Consider the following 21,720-nt stretch of genomic DNA (forward strand, 5'->3'; position numbering starts at 1 on the left):
TCGCATGTCCGGATCCTCCCAGTCGAGTGGCCCTGTGCCGGTCAGGCGGCGCGCTCCAGGGCGAGCAGTCGCTCCTTGACCGGAAGCCCGCCGAGGTAGCCGCCCAGCGTGCCGTCCGAGCGCACGACCCGGTGGCACGGCACGACGATCGGCAGCGGGTTCGTCGCGCACGCTGAGCCGACGGCGCGCACGGCCCTCGGACTCCCAGCCGCGACGGCCACCTCGCCGTAGCTCTCGGTCGCGCCGTACGGGATCTCGCCCAGGTGCCGCAGCACCGCGAGGCGGAAGCCGTGGGCGAGCCGCAGGTCGAGCGGCACGTCGAAGCTCCGGCGTCGCCCGCCGAAGTAGGCCTCGAGCTCGCGGGCGAGCTCGTCCAGCCGGTCGCCGCCACGCAGGATGCGCGAGCCGATGCTCGCGCCGAGCGTGTCGAGCACCTGGTCGTGGTCCTCGACCTCGTACGCGACGCGGACGACGCCGGAGTCGGTGGCAGCGAGCAGGAGGCGACCGACGGGGGAGTCGACGATGCGGTACGTCGTGTCGACGAGTGCCTCGGAGGTTGCCCTCCGGACGAGGGCCGCGTGCAGTGACGCAAGGCGTTCGTCGTCTGTCTCGGTGGGCTGGGTCAGGAACTGGATCGTGGTGTCAGACATGGGTGCTCACCCTTCCCTGGGGTGCATAGGTGGATCGGAGCCGGGCGATGCCGTCGGCCGCCGCGCGGCGCGCCGCCATGGGCGTGCCCCCGACGATGCGGGCGACCTCGGCGTGGGGCAGCCCCGCCACGTGGTGGTAGGCCACGCACTGGCGTTGCTTGTCGGGCAGGGCGGCCAGGGCCGACCAGAGGTCCTTGTCGGGGAGGGCCTCCTCCGGTTGGTCGCCGCGTGGGGCCCTGGCGTCCGGCACCGTCGCCACCGGCGCGGCGTGACGTGCGCCCGCGCGGGCGACGTCGAGCGCCTTGCGGTGCGCGATGGTCACGAGCCAGGCCCGGACGTTCGCATCGTCGGGCAGGTCGGGCCATGCGCGCAGGGCCGAGAGGAAGGTCTCGGACCACGCGTCGTCGGCGTCGACGGGGCCGAGCACGGCGCGGCAGACGCGCAGCACCACGGCGCCGTGCTCGGTGACGGCCTGCTCGAACGGTCGCTTCATGCCCTGTAGACGCTCCGGCCCGCGGAAGTGTGAGGTCACCCAGTGTGACGGACGGGCGGCAGCGGCAACTCGACGGCTGGGGGAGCCGGGGTCAGAAGAGGCGGCCGACCTCGGCGGCGGCGGGCTCCTCGAGGGCGAGCAGGAAGCGCTTGCGGTCGAGCCCACCGGCATACCCGACGAGGGAGCCGTCGGCGCCGATGACGCGGTGGCACGGCACGACGACGGCGATCGGGTTGCGGCCGTTGGCCGTGCCGACGGCCTGAGCGAGGTTGCGGTCGCCGAGCGCCCGGGCCAGGTCGCCGTAGCTGCGGGTCTCGCCGTAGGGGATCTCGCGCAGCAGCGCCCAGACCCGCTGGTGGAAGTCGTCGCCGCGCGGCGCGAGCGGCAGGTCGAACTGTGTCAGGGCACCCATGAAGTACGCCGCGAGCTGGACCGCCGCTGCCGCGAAGGGCTCGCCGGCGGGGTCGCCCGCGTCGCCGAGGACGTCGGGGTCGGCGGGACGGTACTTGGCGGAGTCCATGAGCAGGTGAGTGATGGCGCCGTCCTCTGCGACGACCGTGAGGTCGCCGATCGGGGAGGGCAGCACGACGTGTGAGCGGGTCACCGTTCGTCCTGACCACGAGTGGTGGACCGGTGGGCGGCCACGATGTCGTCGTGCGTCGGCACGGGGAACTCGGCCGAGTAGTCGCCGTAGGCGCGGGGGTCCTCGGAGGGCTCGAGGTGACATGTCAGCGCGATCTCGCCGAACTCGCGGTGCACGGCGTCCTCGACTTCCTCGACGAGGTCGTGGCCCTGCTGGACCGTCCACGCGCCCGGGACGAGGACGTGCACCTCCGCGAACCGGTGGTGGCCCGAGAGCCTGGTGCGCAGGGCGTGGAAATGCACCTCTCGCGTGACGAACCGGCTCAGGATCTCCGCGATCGCGCCGTTGTCCTCCTTGGACATCGAGATGTCCATGAGGCCCTCGGTCGACTCACGGATGAGCTTCCAGGCGGCCCAGACGATGTTGACGCCGACGAGGAAGGCGATGACGGGGTCGAGCCGATCGATGTGCGTGAGCCCGACGAGCAGGACGCCCGCCACGACCCCCGCCGAGGTCCACACGTCGGTCATGAGGTGCTTGCCGTCGGCGGTCAGGGTGAGCGAGCGGTGCTGTCGCCCGGCGCGCAGGAGCACGAAGGCGACGGCCCCGTTGACGGCGGAGGCGACGACCGAGATGCCGAGACCGGTGCCGACGTTGTCGATGGGTCGCGGGTGGATGAAGCGCTCGACGGCGGTGGCCATGATGACCACCGCCGCGACGAAGATCATCATCCCCTCGAGGGCCGCCGAGAAGTATTCGGCCTTGGTGTGGCCGAAGTGATGGTTCTTGTCGGCCGGCATCGCCGCGACCTTGAGCGCGATGAGCACAGCGATCGCCGCGACGAGGTTGACGACCGACTCGGTCGCGTCGGAGAGCAGACCCACCGAACCCGTGACCCGCCAGGCGATGACCTTGAGGGTGATCGTGACGACGGCGGCCGCGATCGACAGGTAGGCGAAGCGGCTCAGGTCGCGCGGCTGCTGCATGCGGCCGGGTCCGTCGGAAGCCGGGATGGGTGGTGCTGGCACCACTACAGTCTCCCAAAGGGCACCGACGGTGTGTGACCTGCGCTCCATGGCTGGACTCGTGCCGCCGCGGCGGGTGGCGATCGTCCGCCATCGGGTAGGGGACGGATATCCGATCGGAGCCGAAAGGAGCCCCCCACATGGGTACTGAAGACAAGGCCAGGAACCTCGGAGAGAACCTCAAGGGCAAGGCCAAGGAAGCCACCGGAAAGGTCACCGACGACGAGCGACTCGAAGCCGAGGGCGAGCGAGACCAGGCCTCGGCTGACCTCAAGCAGCGGGGTGAGCAGCTCAAGGACGCGGGCGAGGACGTCAAGGACGCCTTCAAACGCTGACTCTTCCGGAGTGGGGTGGGCCGGTCCCTCCGGGGGCCGGCCCACTGCCGTGCCACCGGCCGAGCCCTTGCCAGCGTGTTCGGCGTCGGTGAGGCTCTGAGGACGATCTCTTCCTTCCGAGAGGCGAGCTGCCGTGACGACGACCCCCACATCCGTGCCCGCGCCCACCGCCGACGAGATCGCGTCGATGGACGCCTGGTGGCGGGCCAGCAACTACCTGACGATCGGGCAGATCTACCTGCAGGACAACGCGCTCCTGAGACGGCCGCTCACCGACGACGACATCAAGCCCCGGCTGCTCGGCCACTGGGGGACGAGCCCCGGCCTCTCCTTCGTCTACGCGCACATGTCGCGGGTGATCCGGCACACGGGTCAGCAGACGATCTACCTCACCGGGCCCGGCCACGGCGGCCCCGCGCTCGTCGCGGCCGGCTACCTCGAGGGCAGCTACACCCAGACCTACCCGCGCGTCACGTGCGACGAGGCCGGCGTGAAGCGGCTCTTCCGGCAGTTCTCGGCGCCCGGCGGCATCCCCAGCCACGTGTCCGTGACGACACCCGGGTCGATCCACGAAGGGGGTGAGCTCGGCTACGTCCTCGTCCACGCCTTCGGCGCGGTCATGGACAACCCCGACCTGCTCGCCCTCGCGGTCGTCGGTGACGGCGAGGCCGAGACCGGCCCGCTCGAGGGCTCGTGGAAGGGCATCTCGTTCCTCAACCCGCGCCGCGACGGCGCGGTGCTGCCCGTCCTGCACCTCAACGGCGCCAAGATTGCCGGGCCGACGGTGCTCGGCCGCAAGGACCCTGCCGAGGTGCGCAGCCTCCTCGAGGGTCACGGCTACGACGTCCTCGAGGTCGAGGGCGACGACCTGCCCGGCATGCACGAGCGCTTCGCGGAGACGCTCGCGACGGCATACGGGCGGATCCGGCAGATCCAGGTGGACGCACGCGCGGAGGGCTGGAAGATGGACGGCCGGCCGCGGTGGCCGCTCATCGTGCTGCGTACGCCGAAGGGCTGGACCGGGCCCGCCGAGGTCGACGGGGTCAGGGTCACGGGCACGTGGCGCTCGCACCAGGTGCCGCTCTCGGGCGTCAAGGACAACCCCGAGCACCTCGAGGTCCTCGAGACCTGGCTGCGGTCCTACCGCCCCGACGAGCTCTTCGACGAGTCGGGTGCCCCCGTCGACCTCGTCCTGAGGGCCAACCCCGAGGGTGACCTGCGGATGAGCGCGTCGCCCCACGCGAACGGTGGCGTGCTCACGCGCGACCTCGACCTGCCGGACTTCCGTGACTTCGCCCGCGACGTCCCCGCTCCCGCGACGGTGCGGGCCGAGTCGACGCGTGCGCTCGGAGAGCTGATGCGCGAGATCTACGTGCGCAACCCCGAGACGTTCCGCCTGTTCAGCCCGGACGAGGTGGACAGCAACCGCGTGGGGGCGGTCTTCGACGTCTCGGACCGGATGACGGCAGAGCGGCTCGAGGCGGAGGACGTCAAGCTGTCGCACGACGGGCGCGTCATGGAGGTGCTCTCGGAGCACAACTGCCACGGGTGGCTCGAGGGCTACACGCTGACGGGTCGTCACGGGCTCTTCGCGACGTACGAGGCGTTCGCCATGGTGAGCGCCTCGATGACGGTGCAGCACTGCAAGTGGCTCCAGGAGGCCAACCGTCTCGACTGGCGCGCCGAGGTGCCGAGCCTCAACATCCTGCTCACGTCCACGGCGTGGCGCAACGACCACAACGGCTTCTCGCACCAGGGGCCGGGTCTCATCCAGACGGTCCTCAACGCCCGTGGGGACGTATCACGCGTCTACCTGCCGCCGGACGCGAACTGCCTTCTCTCCGTGGCTGATCACTGCTTGCGGTCGAAGAACTACGTCAACCTGCTCGTCATCGACAAGCAGCCGCAGCCCCAGTGGCTGACGATGGAGGAGGCCGTCGATCACTGCGCAGCCGGCGCGGGCATCTGGGACTGGGCCGGGACCGATGACGGCACCCAGGACCCTGACGTCGTCCTCGCGTGCGCCGGCGACGTCGTGACGATGGAGGTCGTCGCCGCGGCGCGGATCCTCCGCGAGAAGCTGCCGCAGCTGCGCGTCCGTGTCGTCAACGTCGTCGACCTCATGACCCTCCCGCGGCCGCGCAGCCACCCGCACGGCATGGACGACAGCAGGTTCGGCGAGCTCTTCACCAACCACGTCGACGTCGTCTTCGCCTTCCACGGCTACCACGGCGCCATCCACCAGCTCGTCCACGGCCGCCCGGAGGCCGACCGTTTCCACGTGCGCGGCTTCAGCGAGGAGGGCACGACGACCACGCCCTTCGACATGGTCGTGCGCAACGGGGTCGACCGCTACCACCTCGTCATGGACGCCATCAACAACGCCGGCCGGCAGGTGCGTGGGTCGAGCGAGGTCAAGGCCTGGTGCGAGAGACAGCTCGACGAGCACGGGCGCTACATCGTCGAGCACCTGGAGGACATGCCCGAGGTGCGCGACTGGGTCATCACCCACCCGATCGAGGGCTGACGGTCAGTCGCGGCGCGGGGCCACCACGACGTCGACGCCGTGGTCCCGAAATGCCCGCAGCGCAACGGGATCCGCGGAGTCGTCGGTGACGAGCGTCCATCGGCGGGGCATGACGGCCCACGCGTGGAACGGCGACTGGCCGAGCTTGTCGGCGTGCGCGAGCACGTAGGTCTGCTCGGCCCGGCCCATCATGAGCTCCTTGAGCCGGGTCTGCTCGAGATCGGCCTCGCAGATGCCCCGCTCGGCGTGCACGCTGTCGGCGCCCATGAAGGCGCGGTCGAAGCTGAGGCGCTGCACGGCGGCCTCGGCGAGCGGCCCGACGAAGGCCTGGCTGAGTGGGCGCAGCCGTCCGCCCAGGGCGATGACGTCGATGCCGATGCTGTCGGCCAGGGTCGCCATCGCGCCGATGCCGGCGGTGACGACGGTCAGCTCGGTCAGCTCGGGGGTCTTCGTGATGGCGTCGGCGAGCGCGCTCGTCGTCGAGCCGGCGTCGAGCAGCACCGTCTCGCCCGGCTCGATCTGCGACGCGGCCCAGTGGGCGATGTCGCGCTTGGCCGCGTGGGCCTCGCCGAGGCGCTGGCGAAGCGAGGCCTCCGGATGGTGGGCGAGGCTCATGACGCCGCCGTAGGTGCGCGCCAGCTTGCCCTGGGCCGTCAGCTTGGCGAGGTCGCGCCGGATCGTCGAGGCCGTCACACCGAGCTGGTCGGACAGCTCCTCGACGCTGGCGAGGCCGCTCGTCGTCGCGAGGCGGACGATCTCGCCCCGTCGAGTCTGCGCGGTGTGCTTCGCCACGCTCGGCACCTTAGGCGTCCACGGGCCGCGGCGCCATCTCCGCCCCGAGGCGCAGGGCCTCGATCATCGAGCGGTGGTCGGCGACTCCGGTGCCGGCGATGTCGAAGGCCGTGCCGTGGTCGACCGAGGTGCGGATGACCGGCAGGCCGATGGTGACGTTGACGCCGGCCTCGAGGCCCAGCACCTTGACGGGGCCGTGACCCTGGTCGTGGTACATCGCCACGACGAGGTCGTAGTCGCCCCGGCCGGCCAGGAAGAAGAGGGTGTCGGCGGGCAGCGCGCCGTGGACGTCGATGCCGTCGGCGCGGCAGACCTCCACGGCGGGATTGATCTTCGTCTCCTCCTCGCCGTGGCCGAAGAGGCCGTTCTCCCCGGCGTGGGGGTTGATGCCGCAGACGCCGATCTTCGGGTGGGGGTTGCCGGCGTCGACGAGGGCCTGGTGGCCGCGCCGGATGGTTCGCTCGACGAGGCCCGGCTCGATGCGGGCGACGGCGTCGATGAGCCCGATGTGCGTCGTCACGTGGATGACCTTGACCCGCTCGGTCGATAGCATCATCGACACCTCCGGGGTGCCGGTGAGCTGGGCGAGCAGCTCCGTGTGGCCCGGGAACAGGTGACCACCGGCGTGCAACGCCTCCTTGTTGAGCGGGGCGGTGCAGATCGCCTGGACCTTGCCGGCCATCGCGAGCTCGCAGGCGACGCGGATGTAGTGGTATGCCGCGTCGCCGGCCACCGCGGACAGCCGGCCGAACGGCAGGTCCTCCGGCAGGAGCCCGAGGTCGATGACGTTGATCCGGCCGGGCAGCTCGAGGGCATCGGCGACGTCGGTGACGGTGACGATGTCGACCGAGACGCCGGCGATGTCGGCGGCCTGCTTGAGGCGCAGGGCGTCACCGACGACGACGGTGCGCGCCATCGTCGCGACGTGCGGGTCGGCGAGGGCCTTGACGATGATCTCCGGGCCGATGCCGGCGCCGTCTCCCATCGTCACGGCGATACGGGGAAGGACGGCGCTCATGGGTTCTCCTCAGTGGTGGCGCTGGGGGCGCTGGGGGCGTTGGCTGCGTTGGTGGTGGCGCTGGTGGCGACGGGGCGGGTCTGAGCGGTGGGCGAGCTGCCCGGGAGCAGGTACGTGGCGACGCGGACGAGCGAGCCGGAGTCGCCGAAGCTGCCGGGGCGGGTCACGACGAGCCGGCCACCGGGGCGGCGGCTGACGACGGTGCCGGTCTCGATCTCGGCGACGACCTCGAGCGAGCGGACGCCGAGCCGGTCGAGGACCGCGCGGGCGGTCTCTCCGCCGGACAGGAAGGCCGCGTCGTAGCCGTCGAGCAGGGGCGCGACGGCATCGGCCAGCGCCTCGGTGAGGGCACGCGAGCGGCTGGGGTCGGCCGGGGCTGCGGGGTCGAGCGCGACGACGACGGCGGCGTCGGTCGGAAGGGCGGCGAGGCCTGCTGCCGTGCCGGTGGGGTCGGCGAGCAGCTCGCCGGGCTGGAGCAGCACGGTCGCGGACGCGATGGACCGGATCTGCGCGATCTGCGCGGCGGCCCCGGTGGCACGCGTGCCCAGGACCAGCAGGACCGACCGCAACGCGTACGGCGCGGGAGGTGTGCCGGGGCCCGCATCCCGCGCGGTGTCGAACGACCGGGGAAGGGCGCGGACGGCGACGGCTGCCAGGGCGCCCGAACCGACGAGCAGGCTCGGTGAACCCGAGCGGGTCGCGGCCGCGTGCACGACCTCGAGGTCGGCCTCGGTGACGGCGTCGCACACGGCCACGAGGCCGGACTGGCCTGCGGCGGCGAGGGCGTCGGCCACGGCGTCGACGCCCAGCGCGATCACGGTGTGCGGGACCAGGACCGTCGGCAGGGGGTGCAGTGCCTCGGACACCCGGGTCGGGGCGGCGGTCGGCTCGACGGCCCACAGGTCGGTGTCGTGCAGGGGCGTACCGGCCACGTGAAGTACGCCGTCGCGCACGACGCGGTCGAGGGCCGGGTTGGCGACGGCGACGACAGGCGTGCGCTGCAGCACCTGGGCGAGTGCGCCGACCTCGGCGGCGACGTGCCCGCGCAGGAGCGAGTCGACCTTCTTGACGACGACCGGTGCGTCCGCCACGAACGCGGCGGCTGCGCGAACCGCCCGCACCGCCTGGTCGGCGGGCAGTCGACGCGAGTCGGTGTCGACGGTGACCACGGCTGCGTGCCGGGGAGTCGTGACGGCACCGGGCTCACCTGCGGCGGAGGCGTCGGCCAAGACGACCTCGCTGCGCGAAACGCGCAGCAACGTGTGTGCTGCGCACTCGGCGGCGCCGCTCAGGTCGTCCGCGACGATGCCCAGGGACCGTGCTGCCATGACTCCTCCTCACCATGCTCTCGTTGCGTGTACGCCTGTGCGGCAAGGAGGTTGGCAACCTTGCCGACGGGGTGAAGGGCGGGTGCACTGATCCGGGGGACTCGTCCGGATGACACGCGGCGAACCGTTCCTTCACAAAAAACGCTACAGGTATTGCGCGAATCGCGCAATGGTGTCAAGGTTGGGGAACCCGAGGGGCGCAGCGTGCGCCACCGACGGAGAGGCCACCGCTCAACGAGGAGTCCCGATGCCCCAGCAGCCTGCACTGCTTCCCCCGTCTGACCGCCCGACGCGGGAGGTCTCGCGTCGCTCGATCCTCAAGCTCGCCTCGCTGGCCGGCGCCGGAGCCGTTTTCGCTCCCGCGCTCGCCGCGTGTGCCGGGCCCAAGACCGCCACCAACGCGAGCACTGCCGGGGCAGGCGCCGCGGGTGGCGCCCTGAGCATCGTGCTCAACCGCAACCTGGTCAGTCTCGACAACAAGCTGAACCAGTACGACGCGGCCGTGACCGTCCAGCGCGCAGTGCGCGAGGCGCTCACGAAGATCGGCGACGACCTCAAGCCCGAGCTCGTGCTCGCCGAGTCGTTCGAGCAGACCAAGCCCACCGAGTGGACCGTCAAGCTGCGCAGCGACATCCACTACTCCGACAAGTCGCCCGTGACGGTCGACGACGTCGAGACCGCGCTCAAGCTCTACTTCGAGGTCAAGGCCGGCTACGTCGCGTCGCAGTTCCCGGAGCAGCCGGCCTTCGCCAAGGTCGACGACACGACGTTCACCCTCACGACCAAGAACCCCGTCGTGACGCTCGACTCGCTCATGTCGAACATCCTCATCACGCCGGCCAAGGACAACAAGGCCGAGGAGCTGAGCACCGGCCTGGGTACCGGACCCTTCGTCATCGCGAACGCCGACACCGGCACCGGCACGTACAAGCTGACGCGCAACGACAACTACTGGGGCGAGAAGGCGAAGCTCCAGGAGGTCAACGTCTCCTACCAGGAGGAGGAGGGCGCCCGGGTCATCGCGATCACGTCCGGCCAGGCCGACGTCATCGACACGATCACCCCCGAGTCCGCGGCCTCGCTCAAGACGAACGCCGACATCGACGTCATCGAGACGCCCGGCACACGCCTGATCCACCTCTTCTACAACTTCCGCAAGCCGAAGGGCCACCCGCTCGCGAACCCGAAGGTGCGCGAGGCGCTCTCCTACGCGATCGACCACGACTCGCTCATCAAGGCCCTCATGAACAACCAGGTCACGTCGGCCGAGGGTGTCGTCCCGACGACGCTCGCCGGCTTCGCGAAGACCGGCGACTACACGTACGACGTGACGAAGGCGAAGAGCCTGCTCGCCGAGAGCGGCGCGAGCGACCTCAAGCTCACCTTCATCTGGGAGGACTCGGAGTTCGCCGGGGCGTCGCGCGTCCTCGAGGCCGTCTCGCAGATGCTCGCGGCCGTGGGGGTCACGGCGACGCTGAAGATGATCCCCAAGGGTGGCGAGATCAACGCGTGGCGTCGCGGCGAGGCCGGCGACTGGGACGTGCTCGCCAACGGCTACGGCAACCAGACGGGCCTGGCCCTGACGAACCTGCAGGGCCAGTACGGCGGCACGGCGGAGAAGGAGAAGACGCGCGACACGTACCACGGCTTCGTCGTCCCCGAGATCACGGCGCTGCTCGACCAGGCCGGCGCCGAGGCCGACGAGGCCAAGCGCAACGACCTGCTGAAGCAGGCGCAGGAGAAGATCTGGGCGCTGTGGCCGGCCATGTGGGCCTGGACGCCCAACAACGTCCTCGCCAAGCGCAAGCGTGTCGCGGCCCTCAAGCTGCGTGCCATCAACTCCTACGACCTCGACGCCGTGACGGTCTCGGCCTGATCGGCAACGCTGTACTCGACGGCACCCCCAAGGTGATCCCATGTTGACCTACGTCCTCAAGCGCATCGGGCAGACCGTGCTCACCGCGTTCCTCGCGACCGCGACGGTCTTCGTCCTGCTCCGGATGGCCCCGGGCGACCCTGCGGCGAACTACGCCCCGCCGAACCCCACCTCGGCACAGCTCGAGGCCATCCGCCAGCAGTTCGGGCTCGACCAGTCGATCCCGGTGCAGTTCGTGACCTTCCTGCAGCACCTCTTCCAGGGAGACGTCGGCACCTCGTTCTTCTTCAAGCGCCCGGCGCTGGAGGTCGTCATGGAACGCCTGCCGTACACCATCACGCTGGCGGTGGCCGCGATCGTCGTCACGGCGGTGGTCGCGATCCCGCTCGGCGTGTGGATGGCCCGACGGGCCAACACGTCCAGCGAGCTCGGCGCCAACATCGCGACGATCGCGGGCCAGTCGATGCCGGACTTCTGGATCGGCTTCGTCCTGCTCATCGTCTTCGCCGTCAACCTCGGCTGGTTCGCGCCGGCCGGGTTCAGCTCGGGCACCTCGATCGTGCTGCCGACGGTGACGATCGCGATCCTCCAGGTGGCCCTCATCTCTCGGCTCGTGCGCCGCGAGATGGTCGTCAACCTCGCCTCCCCGTACCTGACGGTGGCGCGGTCGCGCGGCATCTCGGAACGCGCGCTGACCTGGCGCTACGCGTTCGGCAACTCGGCCATCCCGGTGGTCACGGCGCTCGGCACCCGGTTCGCGGCCATGCTCAACGGTGTGGTCATCGTCGAGGTCGTCTTCAAGTGGCCCGGTGTGGGCGAGCTCGTCGTCAACGCCCTCAAGCAGCGCGACTTCCCGCTCATCCAGGCCACCGTCCTCGTCACGGTCGTGCTGGCCCTTGTCGTCCAGCTGCTCGTCGACCTGCTCTACCCGCTCATGGACCCGCGGGTCCGTCTCGGAGAGGCCAGCGCATGACCACCTCCACGCCCAACCTCAGCGAGGTGCCCGGCTCGATCCTCGGCCGCGACTCGGCTGTCACCAGGATCCTGCTGCGCCGCTCGGCGGCCGCGCGGCGAGCCCGCTACAGCACCATCAAGATCTGGGTCGGCGTCGTGTGCGCGGGGCTCGTCGTCATCCCGGTGGCGCTTGCCCAGGTGCTGCCGCTGCCCGACCCGATCGTCGGGGCCCTGTCGGAGTCGTCGCTGCCTCCGTTCAGCCCGGGCCACCTCTTCGGCACCGACCCCAACGGCCGCGACCTGCTCAGCCGCATCCTGCACGGCGGCCAGACCTCGCTCGTCATCGGCGTGCTCGCCATCATCGTCTCGGGCCTCGTCGGCATCGCGGCGGGGGCCGCGGCCGGCTACTTCGGCGGCTGGGTCGACACGATCGTCTCGCGTGTGCTCGAGGCCCAGATGTCGCTGCCGCTGCTGCTCATGCTGCTGCTCGTCGTCGCGCTCTTCGGCCCGTCGATCCCGGTCATCACCCTCGTCATCGCGTTCGCGCAGTGGCCTGAACCCGCCCGCATCACCCGGGCGCTCGTGCTCGTCGAGCGGGAGAAGCCCTACGTCGCCGCCGCGCGGGTGCTGGGGCTGCACCGCGTCTCGATCATCGCCAAGCACGTCATCCCCAACGTGCTCCAGCAGGTCCTCGTCGTGGTGCTGCTGCTCCTCGCCCAGGCCGTGCTCCTCGAGAGCGCGCTGAGCTTCCTCGGCGCCGGCGTCCAGCGGCCGTACCCGACGTGGGGCGGCATCATCTCCGACGGCCGCGAGCTCTTCGTCACCGGCAAGTGGTGGCTCGTCACCATCCCCGGTGTCGTCATCGCCCTGCTCGTCGTCGGTGTCAACCTCGTCGGAGACGGTCTGCGCGACCGCGTCCGCCGCGCGAAGGGAGACCAGTGATGAGTGTCCTCGAGGTCAAGAACCTCCAGGTCGAGCTGATGACGGGCTCGAGCGTCGTCCGCGCCGTCGACGGGGTCAGCTTCCACATCGACAAGGGCGAGACCGTCACGATCATCGGCGAGTCCGGGTCGGGCAAGTCGACGACAGCCATGGCCATCCTGCGGCTGCTGCCCGACGACCTCGCGGTCATCTCGGGTGAGGCGCGCATCGCGGGCCAGGACGTCACCGGCAGCCGTTCGGTCATCGACAAGCTCCGTGGACGCTCCGTCGCGCTCATCCCGCAGGACCCGATGACGGCGCTCAACCCCATCCGCACGATCGGGGCGCAGATGACCGAGGCCGTCCGCGTCAAGTACCCGAAGCTGGGCAAGCCCGAGGCGAAGGCGCGGGCCCTGTCGCTCATGGAGCAGGTGCATATCCGCAACCCCGCCAAGCAGTTCGACGCCTACCCGCACCAGCTGTCGGGCGGCATGCTCCAGCGCGTGCTCATCGCGATGGCGGTCTCGACCGACGCCGACCTCATCGTCGCCGACGAGCCCACGAGCGCCCTCGACGTCACGGTGCAGGCCGGCATCCTCGACCTCCTCCTCGAGCTGCAGGAGCAGACGGGCATCGCCCTGCTGCTCATCACCCACGACCTCGGCGTCGCGCGCCTCATGAGCGACCGCATCCACGTCATGAAGTCGGGCGCGTTCGTCGAGGGCGGCCCCGTCACCGACGTCGTCGACCACCCGCAGCACCCGTACACCCAGAAGCTGCTCGGCGCGATCCCCGAGCTCGGGCCGTGGGACGACCCCGCGCTCGGGCAACCCCAGGGGTATGCCGGCAGCGGCGTCGCCGAGGCCGGCGGCCCTGTCGCACAGAAGGGCTCGGCGGCCCCGGCCGCGGCGACGGGCCCCACGGCATACGGCGCCCCCAAGCTCGCCAAGGAGGCCAGTCATGGCTGACGACCTGCTCACCGTCCGCAACCTCGTCGTCGAGTACCGCACCGGCAAGGAGGTGTTCCGCGCCGTCGACGACGTGTCGTTCAGCGTGCCCCGGGGCGGCACCCTTGCCATCGTCGGTGAGTCGGGCTGCGGCAAGTCGACGATCGCGAAGGCGCTCGTGCGGCTGCTCAAGCCGACGTCGGGGCAGATCGACCTCGACGGCACCGACCTCGCGCAGCTCTCCGAGAAGCGGCTGCGGCCGCAGCGGCATCGGGTGCAGATGGTCTTCCAGGATCCGTACGGCTCGCTCGACCCGCACCTGACGGCCCAGGAGATCGTTGCCGAGCCCATCGCGGTTCGCGGCGAGAAGTCACGAAAGATCCAGCGCGACAAGGCCGCCGAGCTCATCGACCGCGTCGGCCTGCCGAAGACGGCGCTCGACCGCAAGCCGCCGGAGTTCTCCGGTGGGCAGCGCCAGCGCATCGGCATCGCCCGTGCCCTCGCGTCCGGTCCGGAGCTGCTCGTGTGCGACGAGGCGACGAGCGCGCTCGACGTGTCGGTGCAGGCGCAGGTGCTCGAGCTGCTCGCCGACATCCAGAAGGAGACGGGGCTGACCTACCTCTTCATCTCCCACAACCTCGGTGTCGTGCGGGCCATCTCGCAGGACACGCTCGTCATGCGCGCCGGCCAGATCGTCGAGAGTGGCCGCACCGACGACCTGCTCTCGCGCCCGCAGGTGGAGTACACGCAGCGCCTGCGCCGCTCGGCCCTCGAGCCGGGTCTCATGACCGGCATCAAGCCGCGACACCTCATCCGACACATCGCCGCCTCCCGCACGGCGGAGACCGAGAAGGCCTCATGACCCTCCCCACCACCGACCTGCCCGGCCTCGACCGGCCGCTCTCCCAGCTCGTGCTCGGCACGATGACCTTCGGCGACACCGTCGAGCTCGACACCGCACGCACGATGGTCGACACCGCCCTCGAAGCAGGCATCACCTCGATCGACACCGCCAACGGGTATGCCGCCGGGCGCAGCGAGGAGATGCTCGGCGAGATCCTCGCGGGTCGGCGTGACGCGGCCACGGTCGCCACCAAGGCCGGCATCTACCCCGGTGACGCCGGCGACGCGCCGCTGCTGTCGGCCGCGGGCCTGCGCTCGTCGCTCGAGGCGAGCCTGCGCCGGCTGCGCACCGACCACGTCGACGTCTACTACCTGCACCAGCCCGACCGGTCGGTCCCGATCGACGAGACCGTCTCTGCCCTGGGCGAGCTCGTCAAGGAGGGCAAGGTCCGCGCCATCGGCGTCTCGAACTTCTCCGCCTGGCAGATCGGCGACGTCTTCGCCGCGTGCGACGCGCTCGGCGCGCCGCGGCCGATCCTCGCGCAGCAGCTCTACAACCTCGTCGCCCGGCGCATCGAGGCCGAGTACGTCGAGTTCGCCACGAGCAAGGGGCTCGCGACGATCGTCTACAACCCGCTCGGTGGGGGTCTGCTCACCGGACGCCACTCGTTCGCCGAGTCGCCGACCGAGGGCCGCTTCGGCTCGTCGGCGCTCTCGACCATGTACAAGGACCGCTACTGGAACGCCGAGACGTTCGCGGTCATCGAGGCCCTCGGCGCGATCGCGTCGGAGGCCGGCATCACCCTTCCCGAGCTGTCGCTGCGCTGGCTGCTGAGCAAGCCGGTCGTGTCGTCGGTGTTGCTCGGGGGATCCAAACCGCACCAGCTGGAGGCCAACATCACTGCTGCACAAGCCGGTCCGCTCCCCGACGACGTCGTCGCCGCGTGCGACGAAGCAGGCCTGGCGATCGCCGGGTCGATGCCGGGGTACAACCGATGAGCACGGCGATGGAGCGCAGTCGCGAGCGTGTGCTCGACTACGCCCGACGGGTGCGCGCGCGAGAGACCATCCTCGGCTACTGGGTCATCATCGACTCGCCGGTGTCGACGGAGCGGATCGCCCGCCTCGGCTACGACTACGTCTGCTTCGACGCCCAGCACGGCCTGCTCGACTACAAGGGCATCCTCGCCGGCATGACGGCCATCGATGCCGGTGGTGAGTCGGTCGGCATGGTGCGTGTCGGTGCCAACGACCCGTTCCTCATCGGGCAGGCGCTCGACTCCGGCGCCGCCGGCATCATCGTGCCGCTCGTCAACACCGCCGAGGACGCGGCTCGCGCGGTGTCGTTCGCCAAGTACCCGCCGCACGGCATCCGCTCCTACGGCCCGATGCGCTCTCAGCTGCGGATCGGCCCCAACCCGGCCGACTCCAACGCGGCGACGGTGGTGCTCGCGATGATCGAGACGCCGCAGGGCCTCGAGAACGTCGAGGCCATTGCGGCGACGCCGGGCATCGACGGGCTCTACATCGGTCCGTCCGACCTGCGCATCGCCGTCGGCGGTGCGACGTCGACCGACTCCGCCGTCGACGACGCCTTCGAGTCCGCCGTCGAGCGGATCCTGCGGGCCGCCGAGTCGGCGGGTATCGCGGCCGGGTTCCACACTCCCAGTGGGGAGGTCGCGGCCAAGCGCCTGGGCCAGGGGTTCACGCTCGCCACGGTGTCGTCCGACCTCATCCACCTGGAGCAGGCGGCGACCGCCCACCTCAAGACCGCCCGGGGAGAGTCGTGAGCGTGGCCGACGCCGACGCCGACGCCGATGCCGGCACCGTCCCGGCCGACGGCGTCCTGCGGCCGCGTGACGGGGGTGGCCGCACGGCATACCTGCCGACCCCGACGGTGCAGTGCCACGCGGCCAACCTCGCGTGGCTGCCCAACGGTGACCTCGCCTGCGTGTGGTTCGGCGGCACGCAGGAGGGCGTCAGCGACATCACCGCGTACCTCTCGCGTATGCCGTCCGGCTCGGACACGTGGCTCGACCCGGTGCCGCTGAGCGACGACCCGACCCGCTCGGAGCAGAACCCCGTCCTCTTCACCGCACCCGACGGTGACCTGTGGCTGCTCTACACGGCCCAGCTCGCCGGCAACCAGGACACGTCGGAGGTGCGCCGTCGTGTGTCACGTGACGGCGGTGCCACCTGGGAGTCCCCGACGGTGCTGCTGCCGGCTACGTCGGCCGGCGGCGTGTTCGTGCGCCAGCCGCCCGTCGTGCTGGCGAGCGGCCGCATCCTGCTCCCCGTCTTCAACTGCGTCACGGTGCCGGGCGAGAAGTGGGTCGGCAACGAGGACACGTCGAGCGTGTGGTGGAGCGACGACGGGGGAGCCACGTGGACCGAGACGCGCGTGCCCGGATCTTTGGGTTGCGTCCACATGAACATCATTGCGCGACAGGACGGTTCGCTCTGGGCCTGCTTCCGCAGCCGCTGGGCCGACCACATCTGGGAGACGACGTCGACCGACGACGGACTGACGTGGGCCCCGCCGACGCCGACGCAGCTGCCCAACAACAACTCGTCGATCCAGGCCGTCGGCCTCGGTGGGGGAGCGGTGGCGCTCGTCTTCAACCGCAGCTCGTCGGCCGATGCCACCGAGCGCCGCCTGTCGCTCTACGACGAGATCGACGACGCGGGAGTGCGTGAGGGACTCGACGGTCCGGTCGTGGCCGAGCCGTCGCCCGAGGCGGCGGAGGCCGGGGGCAGGCGGACCGCCTTCTGGGGCGCCCCACGTGCGCCGATGACGCTCGGTCTCAGCCCGGACGAGGGCCGCTCCTGGCCGGTCATGGTCGACCTCGAGACCGGCGACGGCTACTGCATGTCCAACAACTCGCGCGACGGGCTCAACCGCGAGCTGTCCTATCCCTCGGTGCTGCCCGGCCCGGACGGTGACCTGCACGTCGCCTACACGTACCACCGGCGGGCCATCAAGCACGTGCACCTGCCCGCCGACGTCGTCGCCCGTCTGCGCCAGGGCCCGTCCCGGTGACCACGGCGACCTCGCCCGGGCCGGCCCCCACCACGTCTCACGATCGCGCAGCACGCAGCGCGGTCGTGACCGGGGCCAGCTCGGGCATCGGGGTCGCCATCGCCCATGACCTCGTCGCAGCCGGGTGGGAGGTGCTCGGCTTCAGCCGTTCGCGCGGCGCCCTGTCGGACGCCGCGACGTGGGTGCCCTGCGACCTGGCCGACGTGACGTCGGCCGCGGAGGCCGTGAGCACGGTCCGCGAGACCCTGGCCGGCGGCGTGGGCGCGATCGTGCACGCCGCGGGCCTTCAGTACTCGGCCGGGGTCGGGCACCTGCGGCCCGACCACGGCGAGCGGATGTGGGCCGTGCACGTACGCGGCGCCGAGCTCGTCGTCGGTGGGCTCGTCGATGCCCTCGTCGACGGCGGACGCGTCGTGCTCGTCGGCAGCCGCACGATGACCGGCGTGCCCGGCAAGAGCCAGTACGCCGCGACGAAGGCCGCGCTCGCCGCGATGGCGCGCGCGTGGGCCGCGGAGCTCGCGCCGCGCCGCATCACCGTCAACGTCGTGGCCCCGGGGCCCACACGCACAGCGATGCTCGACGACCCGAACCGCGCGTCGGTGCCGCCCGTCCAACCGCCGCTCGGGCGCCTGGTCGAACCGTCGGAGGTGGCGCAGCTGACCCGCTTCCTGCTCGAGCCGACCGGCGCGATGGTGACCGGTCAGACGATCGTCATCTGCGGCGGCGCATCCCTGCCCTGAGACACTATCCGCACACCTCGGCCACGAGTCCACGGAACCATTGATGAGCCGGGTGGGTGTGCAGCCGCTCGTGCCAGACGAGCTTGTAGATGAGCTTCTCGGCCTCGAAGGGCAACGGGCGGACGACCAGCTCGTGGTGCGGGATGAGGTTCTGGCCGGGTCCGGTGACGAAGTCACTCGGGACGCACGTCAGCAGGTCGCTGTCGGCGACGATCGCCAGTGCATCCGCAAAGTGGTTCACGACCGAGACGATCGTCCGTGTCCGACCCTGCAGACTGAGCCAGCCGTCGATGGACCCGAGGTCCATGCCTGACGGCGTCACGAGAACGTGCGAGGCCGCCGCGAACTGGTCCAGGGTCATCTCTGGCACCAGGCCGTGCCCGCGGTTCATCACGCAGACGTAGTGGTCCGTGCGCAGACCCTGCACATGCATGCCTCGGGGAAGCGCCGGGAACATCCCGACCGCGCAGTCCAACGTGCCGCGCTCGATCGCGTCCAGCGAGCTCGCGTTCGTGTGGAAGGAGAACGCGACCCGGGCATGGGGCGAGGTCGCCCTCAGCCTCAGCGTGATGTCGCGGACCCCCTCCGCCGCAAGGCTGTCGGTCACCGCGATGCGGAAGCTCGTGGGATCCGACTGGGGATCGAAGTGCTGCGGTGCGATCGAGGCGCGGATCACCGCCAGCGAACGATGCAGCTCAGGCCAGATCGCCAGCATCCGCGACGTGGGCTGCACCCCGTCGGCGACCTTGAGGAACAGCTGGTCGTTCGTCAGCTTCCGAGCGCGTCGAAGCGCGTTGCTGACGGCCGGCTGGCTCATCGAGAGGTTGGCAGCCGCGCGCGTCACGTTCCGCTCCAACATGATCGCCTCGAGGACCATCAGCAGGTTGAGATCGATACGCGTGTTATTCGTCTGAGTGATGACGGTCCCCCCAAACTCTCTATTGGACCGGCCGCGGCTGCGTGGGCAACGCTAGCAGCACGAGCACGAACCCACGGCACGACCGATGCCCTGAGAGCCGAGCGACAGCCGCGGCCGACGACAAAGACGTTGTTAAGGATTCCTCACATGAATAACCCCACAGTCGGAGACGTCCCACCGAAGCTGACCGGAAAGATCAGCCCGGACCGGATACGTCTCCTGCGAGCACCCCGGCCGCCACACGGGCTCATCGAGGGTTTCCAGCGCCTCGCCGACGCGACCAGCGTCGTGTCGGACATCATGGACGAGCTCGGCATCACCGGGGTGATCGGTGCCTCCGTGCTCAAGCCGACCCTGCCGTCCGCACGCATCGTCGGACCGGCGCTGACCGTGCGCAACATCCTGCAGGCCGAGCACGTCTACGAGACGGCGCGCGAGCACGTCAACCGGATGGCGGAGTTCGAGGCGCACAACCTCGCTTTGCCAGGCGACGTCGTCGTGATCGACGGCGTCGCGGGCGTCTCCAACATGGGCGGCATCTCGGCCCAGACGGGCAAGCGGCAAGGGGAAGCCGGCGCCGTCGTCTCCGGCGGCATCCGCGACCTCGCTCACTCCCGGCGGGTCGACTACCCGCTCTGGGCCACCCAGATCACCCCCGTGACGGGCAAGTGGCGCATCGAGACGGTGGAGATCAACGGCGACGTCCAGATCGCCGGGGTCCGCGTCTCCCCGGGCGACCTCGTGGTCGCCGACGAGACCGGCGTGTGCTTCATCCCGATCGAGCGAGCGGCGGAGGTGCTGGAGCTGGCCGAGCGGAAGGCCGCCCTCGAGGACGAGAAGTGCGCTGCGATCGAGGCCGGCACCGCGGTCGCCGATCTCCCCACCAAGGCGTGACGTCATGACTGACGACCTGCGCAGACTGCGCGTCTCCATCCTCGACGACTACCAGGACGTCGTCCGTACGCTCGACTGCTTCGCGACGCTGGAAGCCCACGACGTCACGATCTGGAACGACGCCGTCGGCGACGTGGACGTCCTGGGCGGACGCCTGGCCGACGCCGACGTGCTGGTGCTTCTGCGGGAGCGCACCCCGGTGGGTGAAGCCCTGCTCAGCCGCCTGCCGAAGCTGAAGCTGATCAGCCAGAACGGCCACGTACCGCACATCGACCTTGATGCGTGCACGCGCCACGGGGTGGTCGTCTCCTCGGCACTCACCGGGCGACCGTCCTATCCCACCGCAGAGTTCACCTGGGGTCTGATCCTGGCGGCACTGCGCAACATCCCGCTGGAGTCCGCCGCGCTGCGCGAGGGCCGGTGGCAGAGCACCGTCGGGCTCGGCCTTCGCGGCCGGACACTGGGCATCTACGGCCTGGGGCGGCTCGGCTCGATGGTCGCGCGGGTCGGCGCCGCGTTCGGTATGGAGCTGCTGGTCTGGGGGCGGGAAGGGTCACTCGACCGGGCGCGAGCGGAGGGTTTTCCGGTGGCGGCGGACAAGCAAGCACTGTTCGAGCAGTCGGACGTGCTGAGCCTGCACCTGCGGCTCAACGCTGGGACCACCGGACTGATCGGCCCTGACGACCTCGCCCTCATGAAGCCGACGGCGCTGCTGGTGAACACCAGCCGGGCGGAGCTGATCCAGCCCGGGGCCCTCGTCGCGGCCCTTCGGAGGGGTCGGCCGGGCAAGGCGGCGGTCGACGTGTTCGAGCACGAGCCGCTGACCGATCCGGACGACCCGCTGCTGCGGCTGCCGAACGCCCTGTGCACCCCACACCTCGGCTATGTCGAGCGTGACAACTACGAGTTCGCCTACCGCAACGCGTTCGACCAGATCGTCGCATTCGCCCAGGGCACCCCGATCGACGTCCACAATCCCGATGTGCTGGAACAGGACCTGCCATGAATCTCGAGCTCGACGGAAAGGTCGTCATGGTCACCGGCGGCAGCAAGGGCATCGGCCTGGCCTGTGCCCGCGCCTTCGGTCACGAGGGAGCCCGCGTGGTCATCGTGTCGCGCAGTCCGGAGCACCTGAGCGCCGCACAGGAGACGCTGGCAGCGGACGGCCTGACCGCCACGCCGTGCGCGGCGGACCTTTGCGATGCGGCCGCGGCGGAACGGGCGGTCGTAGCGGCCGAGGAGCACGTCGGGCCGATCACGGTGCTCGTCAACTCCGCCGGGGGCGCAAAGCGCGTGCCGCCGGGTGAGCTGACGGCGGACGCGTGGCGGGTGGCGATGGACGCGAAGTTCTTCACCTACATGAACGTCATCGACCACCTCCTGCCGCGAATGGTGGCGCGCGGGGCCGGCGCGATCGTCAACATCATCGGCACGGGAGGGAAGGTCGCCTCGCCCATCCACCTCCCCGGCGGGGCGGCGAACGCAGCGCTGATGCTGGCGTCCGCCGGGCTCGCCGCGGCCTGGGGGCACGCGGGCGTCCGTGTCAACGTCATCAACCCGGGGGCGACCATGACCGGCCGGGTCCAGATGTCCCTGGAGGCGGAGTCCCGGATGACCGGTAAGCCGCCGGAGGAGCTGTTGCGTCAGCACCAGCAACGCATCCCCCTCGGCCGGTACGCCACCCCGGACGAGGTCGCAGATGCGGCGCTGTACCTCGCAAGCGCCCGGGCGTCGTACGTGACCGGCGCGTCGCTGACGATGGATGGAGGGCTGACACCACTTGTCGTGTGAAAGGGGGCCCAGCAGGAGACAGAATCTACTTTCGGAGGACAACG

Annotated in this window: 22 protein-coding genes; 14 read left to right on the top strand and 8 right to left on the bottom strand. The window is 70.6% G+C overall.

From position 1 onward, the window contains the following. Positions 1-41 precede the first annotated feature (41 nt). From ACFQU3_RS19110 to ACFQU3_RS19125, 4 genes are all read right to left on the bottom strand, one after another. The gene (locus tag ACFQU3_RS19110) at positions 42-650 is read right to left on the bottom strand and encodes a methylated-DNA--[protein]-cysteine S-methyltransferase (protein WP_385912674.1); all 609 of its coding nucleotides are present in this window, start codon (positions 648-650) and stop codon (positions 42-44) included. Further along, positions 643-1,143: an RNA polymerase sigma factor gene (locus ACFQU3_RS19115; RefSeq protein WP_385912676.1), complete on the bottom strand. Its 501-nt coding sequence runs from the start codon at positions 1,141-1,143 to the stop codon at positions 643-645. Before ACFQU3_RS19115 ends, ACFQU3_RS19110 begins: the two co-directional genes overlap by 8 nt. A gap of 91 nt (positions 1,144-1,234) precedes the next feature. Next, on the bottom strand, positions 1,235-1,747 hold the full coding sequence (locus ACFQU3_RS19120; protein ID WP_385912678.1) for a methylated-DNA--[protein]-cysteine S-methyltransferase: 513 nt from the start codon (positions 1,745-1,747) through the stop codon (positions 1,235-1,237). Then, a complete protein-coding gene (locus ACFQU3_RS19125; RefSeq protein WP_385912680.1) occupies positions 1,744-2,757 on the bottom strand; it encodes a cation diffusion facilitator family transporter in 1,014 nt (337 codons plus the stop codon). The genes ACFQU3_RS19120 and ACFQU3_RS19125 overlap by 4 nt, the downstream gene beginning before the upstream one ends. Positions 2,758-2,891: 134 nt before the next feature. On the opposite strand from ACFQU3_RS19125, the gene ACFQU3_RS19130 reads away from it, so the two are divergent. Then, positions 2,892-3,086 (top strand): CsbD family protein, encoded by a 195-nt coding sequence (locus ACFQU3_RS19130; protein WP_385912682.1) that lies wholly within the window; start codon positions 2,892-2,894, stop codon positions 3,084-3,086. Between the two features lie 133 nt (positions 3,087-3,219). Continuing rightward, on the top strand, positions 3,220-5,613 hold the full coding sequence (locus ACFQU3_RS19135) for a phosphoketolase (RefSeq protein WP_385912684.1): 2,394 nt from the start codon (positions 3,220-3,222) through the stop codon (positions 5,611-5,613). A gap of 3 nt (positions 5,614-5,616) precedes the next feature. Here the strand turns inward: ACFQU3_RS19135 and ACFQU3_RS19140 are convergent, their stop codons facing one another. Genes ACFQU3_RS19140 through ACFQU3_RS19150 form a run of 3 tightly spaced genes read right to left on the bottom strand, consistent with a single transcriptional unit; the run spans position 5,617 to position 8,751 of the window. Then, complete coding sequence (locus ACFQU3_RS19140; RefSeq protein WP_385912686.1) at positions 5,617-6,405, bottom strand: DeoR/GlpR family DNA-binding transcription regulator; 789 nt, start codon at positions 6,403-6,405, stop codon at positions 5,617-5,619. Positions 6,406-6,415: 10 nt separating this feature from the next. Then, positions 6,416-7,423: a 4-hydroxythreonine-4-phosphate dehydrogenase PdxA gene (gene pdxA, locus ACFQU3_RS19145; RefSeq protein ID WP_385912688.1), complete on the bottom strand. Its 1,008-nt coding sequence runs from the start codon at positions 7,421-7,423 to the stop codon at positions 6,416-6,418. Then, the gene (locus ACFQU3_RS19150) at positions 7,420-8,751 is read right to left on the bottom strand and encodes a four-carbon acid sugar kinase family protein (protein WP_385912690.1); all 1,332 of its coding nucleotides are present in this window, start codon (positions 8,749-8,751) and stop codon (positions 7,420-7,422) included. Before ACFQU3_RS19150 ends, pdxA begins: the two co-directional genes overlap by 4 nt. A gap of 247 nt (positions 8,752-8,998) precedes the next feature. Here ACFQU3_RS19150 and ACFQU3_RS19155 point away from each other — a divergent pair, with 247 nt between their 5' ends. The 9 genes from ACFQU3_RS19155 (at position 8,999) to ACFQU3_RS19195 (ending at position 18,072) form a co-directional block, all read left to right on the top strand. Further along, a complete protein-coding gene (locus ACFQU3_RS19155) occupies positions 8,999-10,627 on the top strand; it encodes an ABC transporter substrate-binding protein (RefSeq protein ID WP_385912691.1) in 1,629 nt (542 codons plus the stop codon). A gap of 40 nt (positions 10,628-10,667) precedes the next feature. Further along, positions 10,668-11,600, top strand: a complete 933-nt coding sequence (locus ACFQU3_RS19160) for an ABC transporter permease (protein ID WP_385912693.1) — start codon at positions 10,668-10,670, stop codon at positions 11,598-11,600. Next, the gene (locus tag ACFQU3_RS19165) at positions 11,597-12,523 is read left to right on the top strand and encodes an ABC transporter permease (RefSeq protein WP_385912695.1); all 927 of its coding nucleotides are present in this window, start codon (positions 11,597-11,599) and stop codon (positions 12,521-12,523) included. Before ACFQU3_RS19160 ends, ACFQU3_RS19165 begins: the two co-directional genes overlap by 4 nt. Continuing rightward, positions 12,523-13,470: an ABC transporter ATP-binding protein gene (locus tag ACFQU3_RS19170; protein ID WP_385912697.1), complete on the top strand. Its 948-nt coding sequence runs from the start codon at positions 12,523-12,525 to the stop codon at positions 13,468-13,470. The genes ACFQU3_RS19165 and ACFQU3_RS19170 overlap by 1 nt, the downstream gene beginning before the upstream one ends. Further along, positions 13,463-14,311, top strand: coding sequence for an ATP-binding cassette domain-containing protein (locus ACFQU3_RS19175; protein WP_385912699.1), 849 nt, complete (start codon positions 13,463-13,465; stop codon positions 14,309-14,311). Before ACFQU3_RS19170 ends, ACFQU3_RS19175 begins: the two co-directional genes overlap by 8 nt. Beyond that, positions 14,308-15,291: an aldo/keto reductase gene (locus ACFQU3_RS19180; RefSeq protein ID WP_385912701.1), complete on the top strand. Its 984-nt coding sequence runs from the start codon at positions 14,308-14,310 to the stop codon at positions 15,289-15,291. The genes ACFQU3_RS19175 and ACFQU3_RS19180 overlap by 4 nt, the downstream gene beginning before the upstream one ends. Next, a complete protein-coding gene (locus ACFQU3_RS19185) occupies positions 15,288-16,082 on the top strand; it encodes an HpcH/HpaI aldolase/citrate lyase family protein (RefSeq protein WP_385912703.1) in 795 nt (264 codons plus the stop codon). The genes ACFQU3_RS19180 and ACFQU3_RS19185 overlap by 4 nt, the downstream gene beginning before the upstream one ends. 2 nt (positions 16,083-16,084) lie before the next feature. Continuing rightward, a complete protein-coding gene (locus tag ACFQU3_RS19190) occupies positions 16,085-17,332 on the top strand; it encodes an exo-alpha-sialidase (RefSeq protein WP_385912705.1) in 1,248 nt (415 codons plus the stop codon). A gap of 65 nt (positions 17,333-17,397) precedes the next feature. After that, a complete protein-coding gene (locus tag ACFQU3_RS19195) occupies positions 17,398-18,072 on the top strand; it encodes an SDR family NAD(P)-dependent oxidoreductase (protein WP_385912707.1) in 675 nt (224 codons plus the stop codon). A gap of 4 nt (positions 18,073-18,076) precedes the next feature. Here the strand turns inward: ACFQU3_RS19195 and ACFQU3_RS19200 are convergent, their stop codons facing one another. Beyond that, positions 18,077-18,949, bottom strand: coding sequence for a LysR family transcriptional regulator (locus ACFQU3_RS19200; RefSeq protein ID WP_385912709.1), 873 nt, complete (start codon positions 18,947-18,949; stop codon positions 18,077-18,079). Positions 18,950-19,138: 189 nt separating this feature from the next. Here ACFQU3_RS19200 and ACFQU3_RS19205 point away from each other — a divergent pair, with 189 nt between their 5' ends. The 3 genes from ACFQU3_RS19205 to ACFQU3_RS19215 are packed head-to-tail and all read left to right on the top strand — an operon-like array spanning position 19,139 to position 21,676. After that, positions 19,139-19,885 (top strand): RraA family protein, encoded by a 747-nt coding sequence (locus ACFQU3_RS19205; protein WP_385912711.1) that lies wholly within the window; start codon positions 19,139-19,141, stop codon positions 19,883-19,885. Between the two features lie 4 nt (positions 19,886-19,889). After that, the gene (locus tag ACFQU3_RS19210) at positions 19,890-20,891 is read left to right on the top strand and encodes a D-2-hydroxyacid dehydrogenase family protein (protein ID WP_385912713.1); all 1,002 of its coding nucleotides are present in this window, start codon (positions 19,890-19,892) and stop codon (positions 20,889-20,891) included. Further along, on the top strand, positions 20,888-21,676 hold the full coding sequence (locus ACFQU3_RS19215) for an SDR family oxidoreductase (RefSeq protein ID WP_385912715.1): 789 nt from the start codon (positions 20,888-20,890) through the stop codon (positions 21,674-21,676). The genes ACFQU3_RS19210 and ACFQU3_RS19215 overlap by 4 nt, the downstream gene beginning before the upstream one ends. The last annotated feature ends 44 nt before the right edge of the window (positions 21,677-21,720 follow it).

This window comes from Terrabacter sp. GCM10028922 (genome assembly GCF_042666095.1).
In the GTDB taxonomy this organism is placed as follows: Bacteria; Actinomycetota; Actinomycetes; order Actinomycetales; family Dermatophilaceae; genus Terrabacter.

What these genes read in the sequence shown, in the direction of transcription:
- ACFQU3_RS19150 (WP_385912690.1), bottom strand. Translation starts at nt 8,751, where the DNA reads ATGGCAGCACGGTCCCTGGGCATCGTCGCGGACGACCTGAGCGGCGCC.
- ACFQU3_RS19170 (WP_385912697.1), top strand. Translation starts at nt 12,523, where the DNA reads ATGAGTGTCCTCGAGGTCAAGAACCTCCAGGTCGAGCTGATGACGGGC.
- ACFQU3_RS19160 (WP_385912693.1), top strand. Translation starts at nt 10,668, where the DNA reads ATGTTGACCTACGTCCTCAAGCGCATCGGGCAGACCGTGCTCACCGCG.
- ACFQU3_RS19165 (WP_385912695.1), top strand. Translation starts at nt 11,597, where the DNA reads ATGACCACCTCCACGCCCAACCTCAGCGAGGTGCCCGGCTCGATCCTC.
- ACFQU3_RS19155 (WP_385912691.1), top strand. Translation starts at nt 8,999, where the DNA reads ATGCCCCAGCAGCCTGCACTGCTTCCCCCGTCTGACCGCCCGACGCGG.
- ACFQU3_RS19205 (WP_385912711.1), top strand. Translation starts at nt 19,139, where the DNA reads ATGAATAACCCCACAGTCGGAGACGTCCCACCGAAGCTGACCGGAAAG.
- ACFQU3_RS19200 (WP_385912709.1), bottom strand. Translation starts at nt 18,949, where the DNA reads ATGGTCCTCGAGGCGATCATGTTGGAGCGGAACGTGACGCGCGCGGCT.
- ACFQU3_RS19210 (WP_385912713.1), top strand. Translation starts at nt 19,890, where the DNA reads ATGACTGACGACCTGCGCAGACTGCGCGTCTCCATCCTCGACGACTAC.
- ACFQU3_RS19175 (WP_385912699.1), top strand. Translation starts at nt 13,463, where the DNA reads ATGGCTGACGACCTGCTCACCGTCCGCAACCTCGTCGTCGAGTACCGC.
- ACFQU3_RS19185 (WP_385912703.1), top strand. Translation starts at nt 15,288, where the DNA reads ATGAGCACGGCGATGGAGCGCAGTCGCGAGCGTGTGCTCGACTACGCC.
- pdxA (WP_385912688.1), bottom strand. Translation starts at nt 7,423, where the DNA reads ATGAGCGCCGTCCTTCCCCGTATCGCCGTGACGATGGGAGACGGCGCC.
- ACFQU3_RS19130 (WP_385912682.1), top strand. Translation starts at nt 2,892, where the DNA reads ATGGGTACTGAAGACAAGGCCAGGAACCTCGGAGAGAACCTCAAGGGC.
- ACFQU3_RS19115 (WP_385912676.1), bottom strand. Translation starts at nt 1,143, where the DNA reads ATGAAGCGACCGTTCGAGCAGGCCGTCACCGAGCACGGCGCCGTGGTG.
- ACFQU3_RS19180 (WP_385912701.1), top strand. Translation starts at nt 14,308, where the DNA reads ATGACCCTCCCCACCACCGACCTGCCCGGCCTCGACCGGCCGCTCTCC.
- ACFQU3_RS19215 (WP_385912715.1), top strand. Translation starts at nt 20,888, where the DNA reads ATGAATCTCGAGCTCGACGGAAAGGTCGTCATGGTCACCGGCGGCAGC.
- ACFQU3_RS19110 (WP_385912674.1), bottom strand. Translation starts at nt 650, where the DNA reads ATGTCTGACACCACGATCCAGTTCCTGACCCAGCCCACCGAGACAGAC.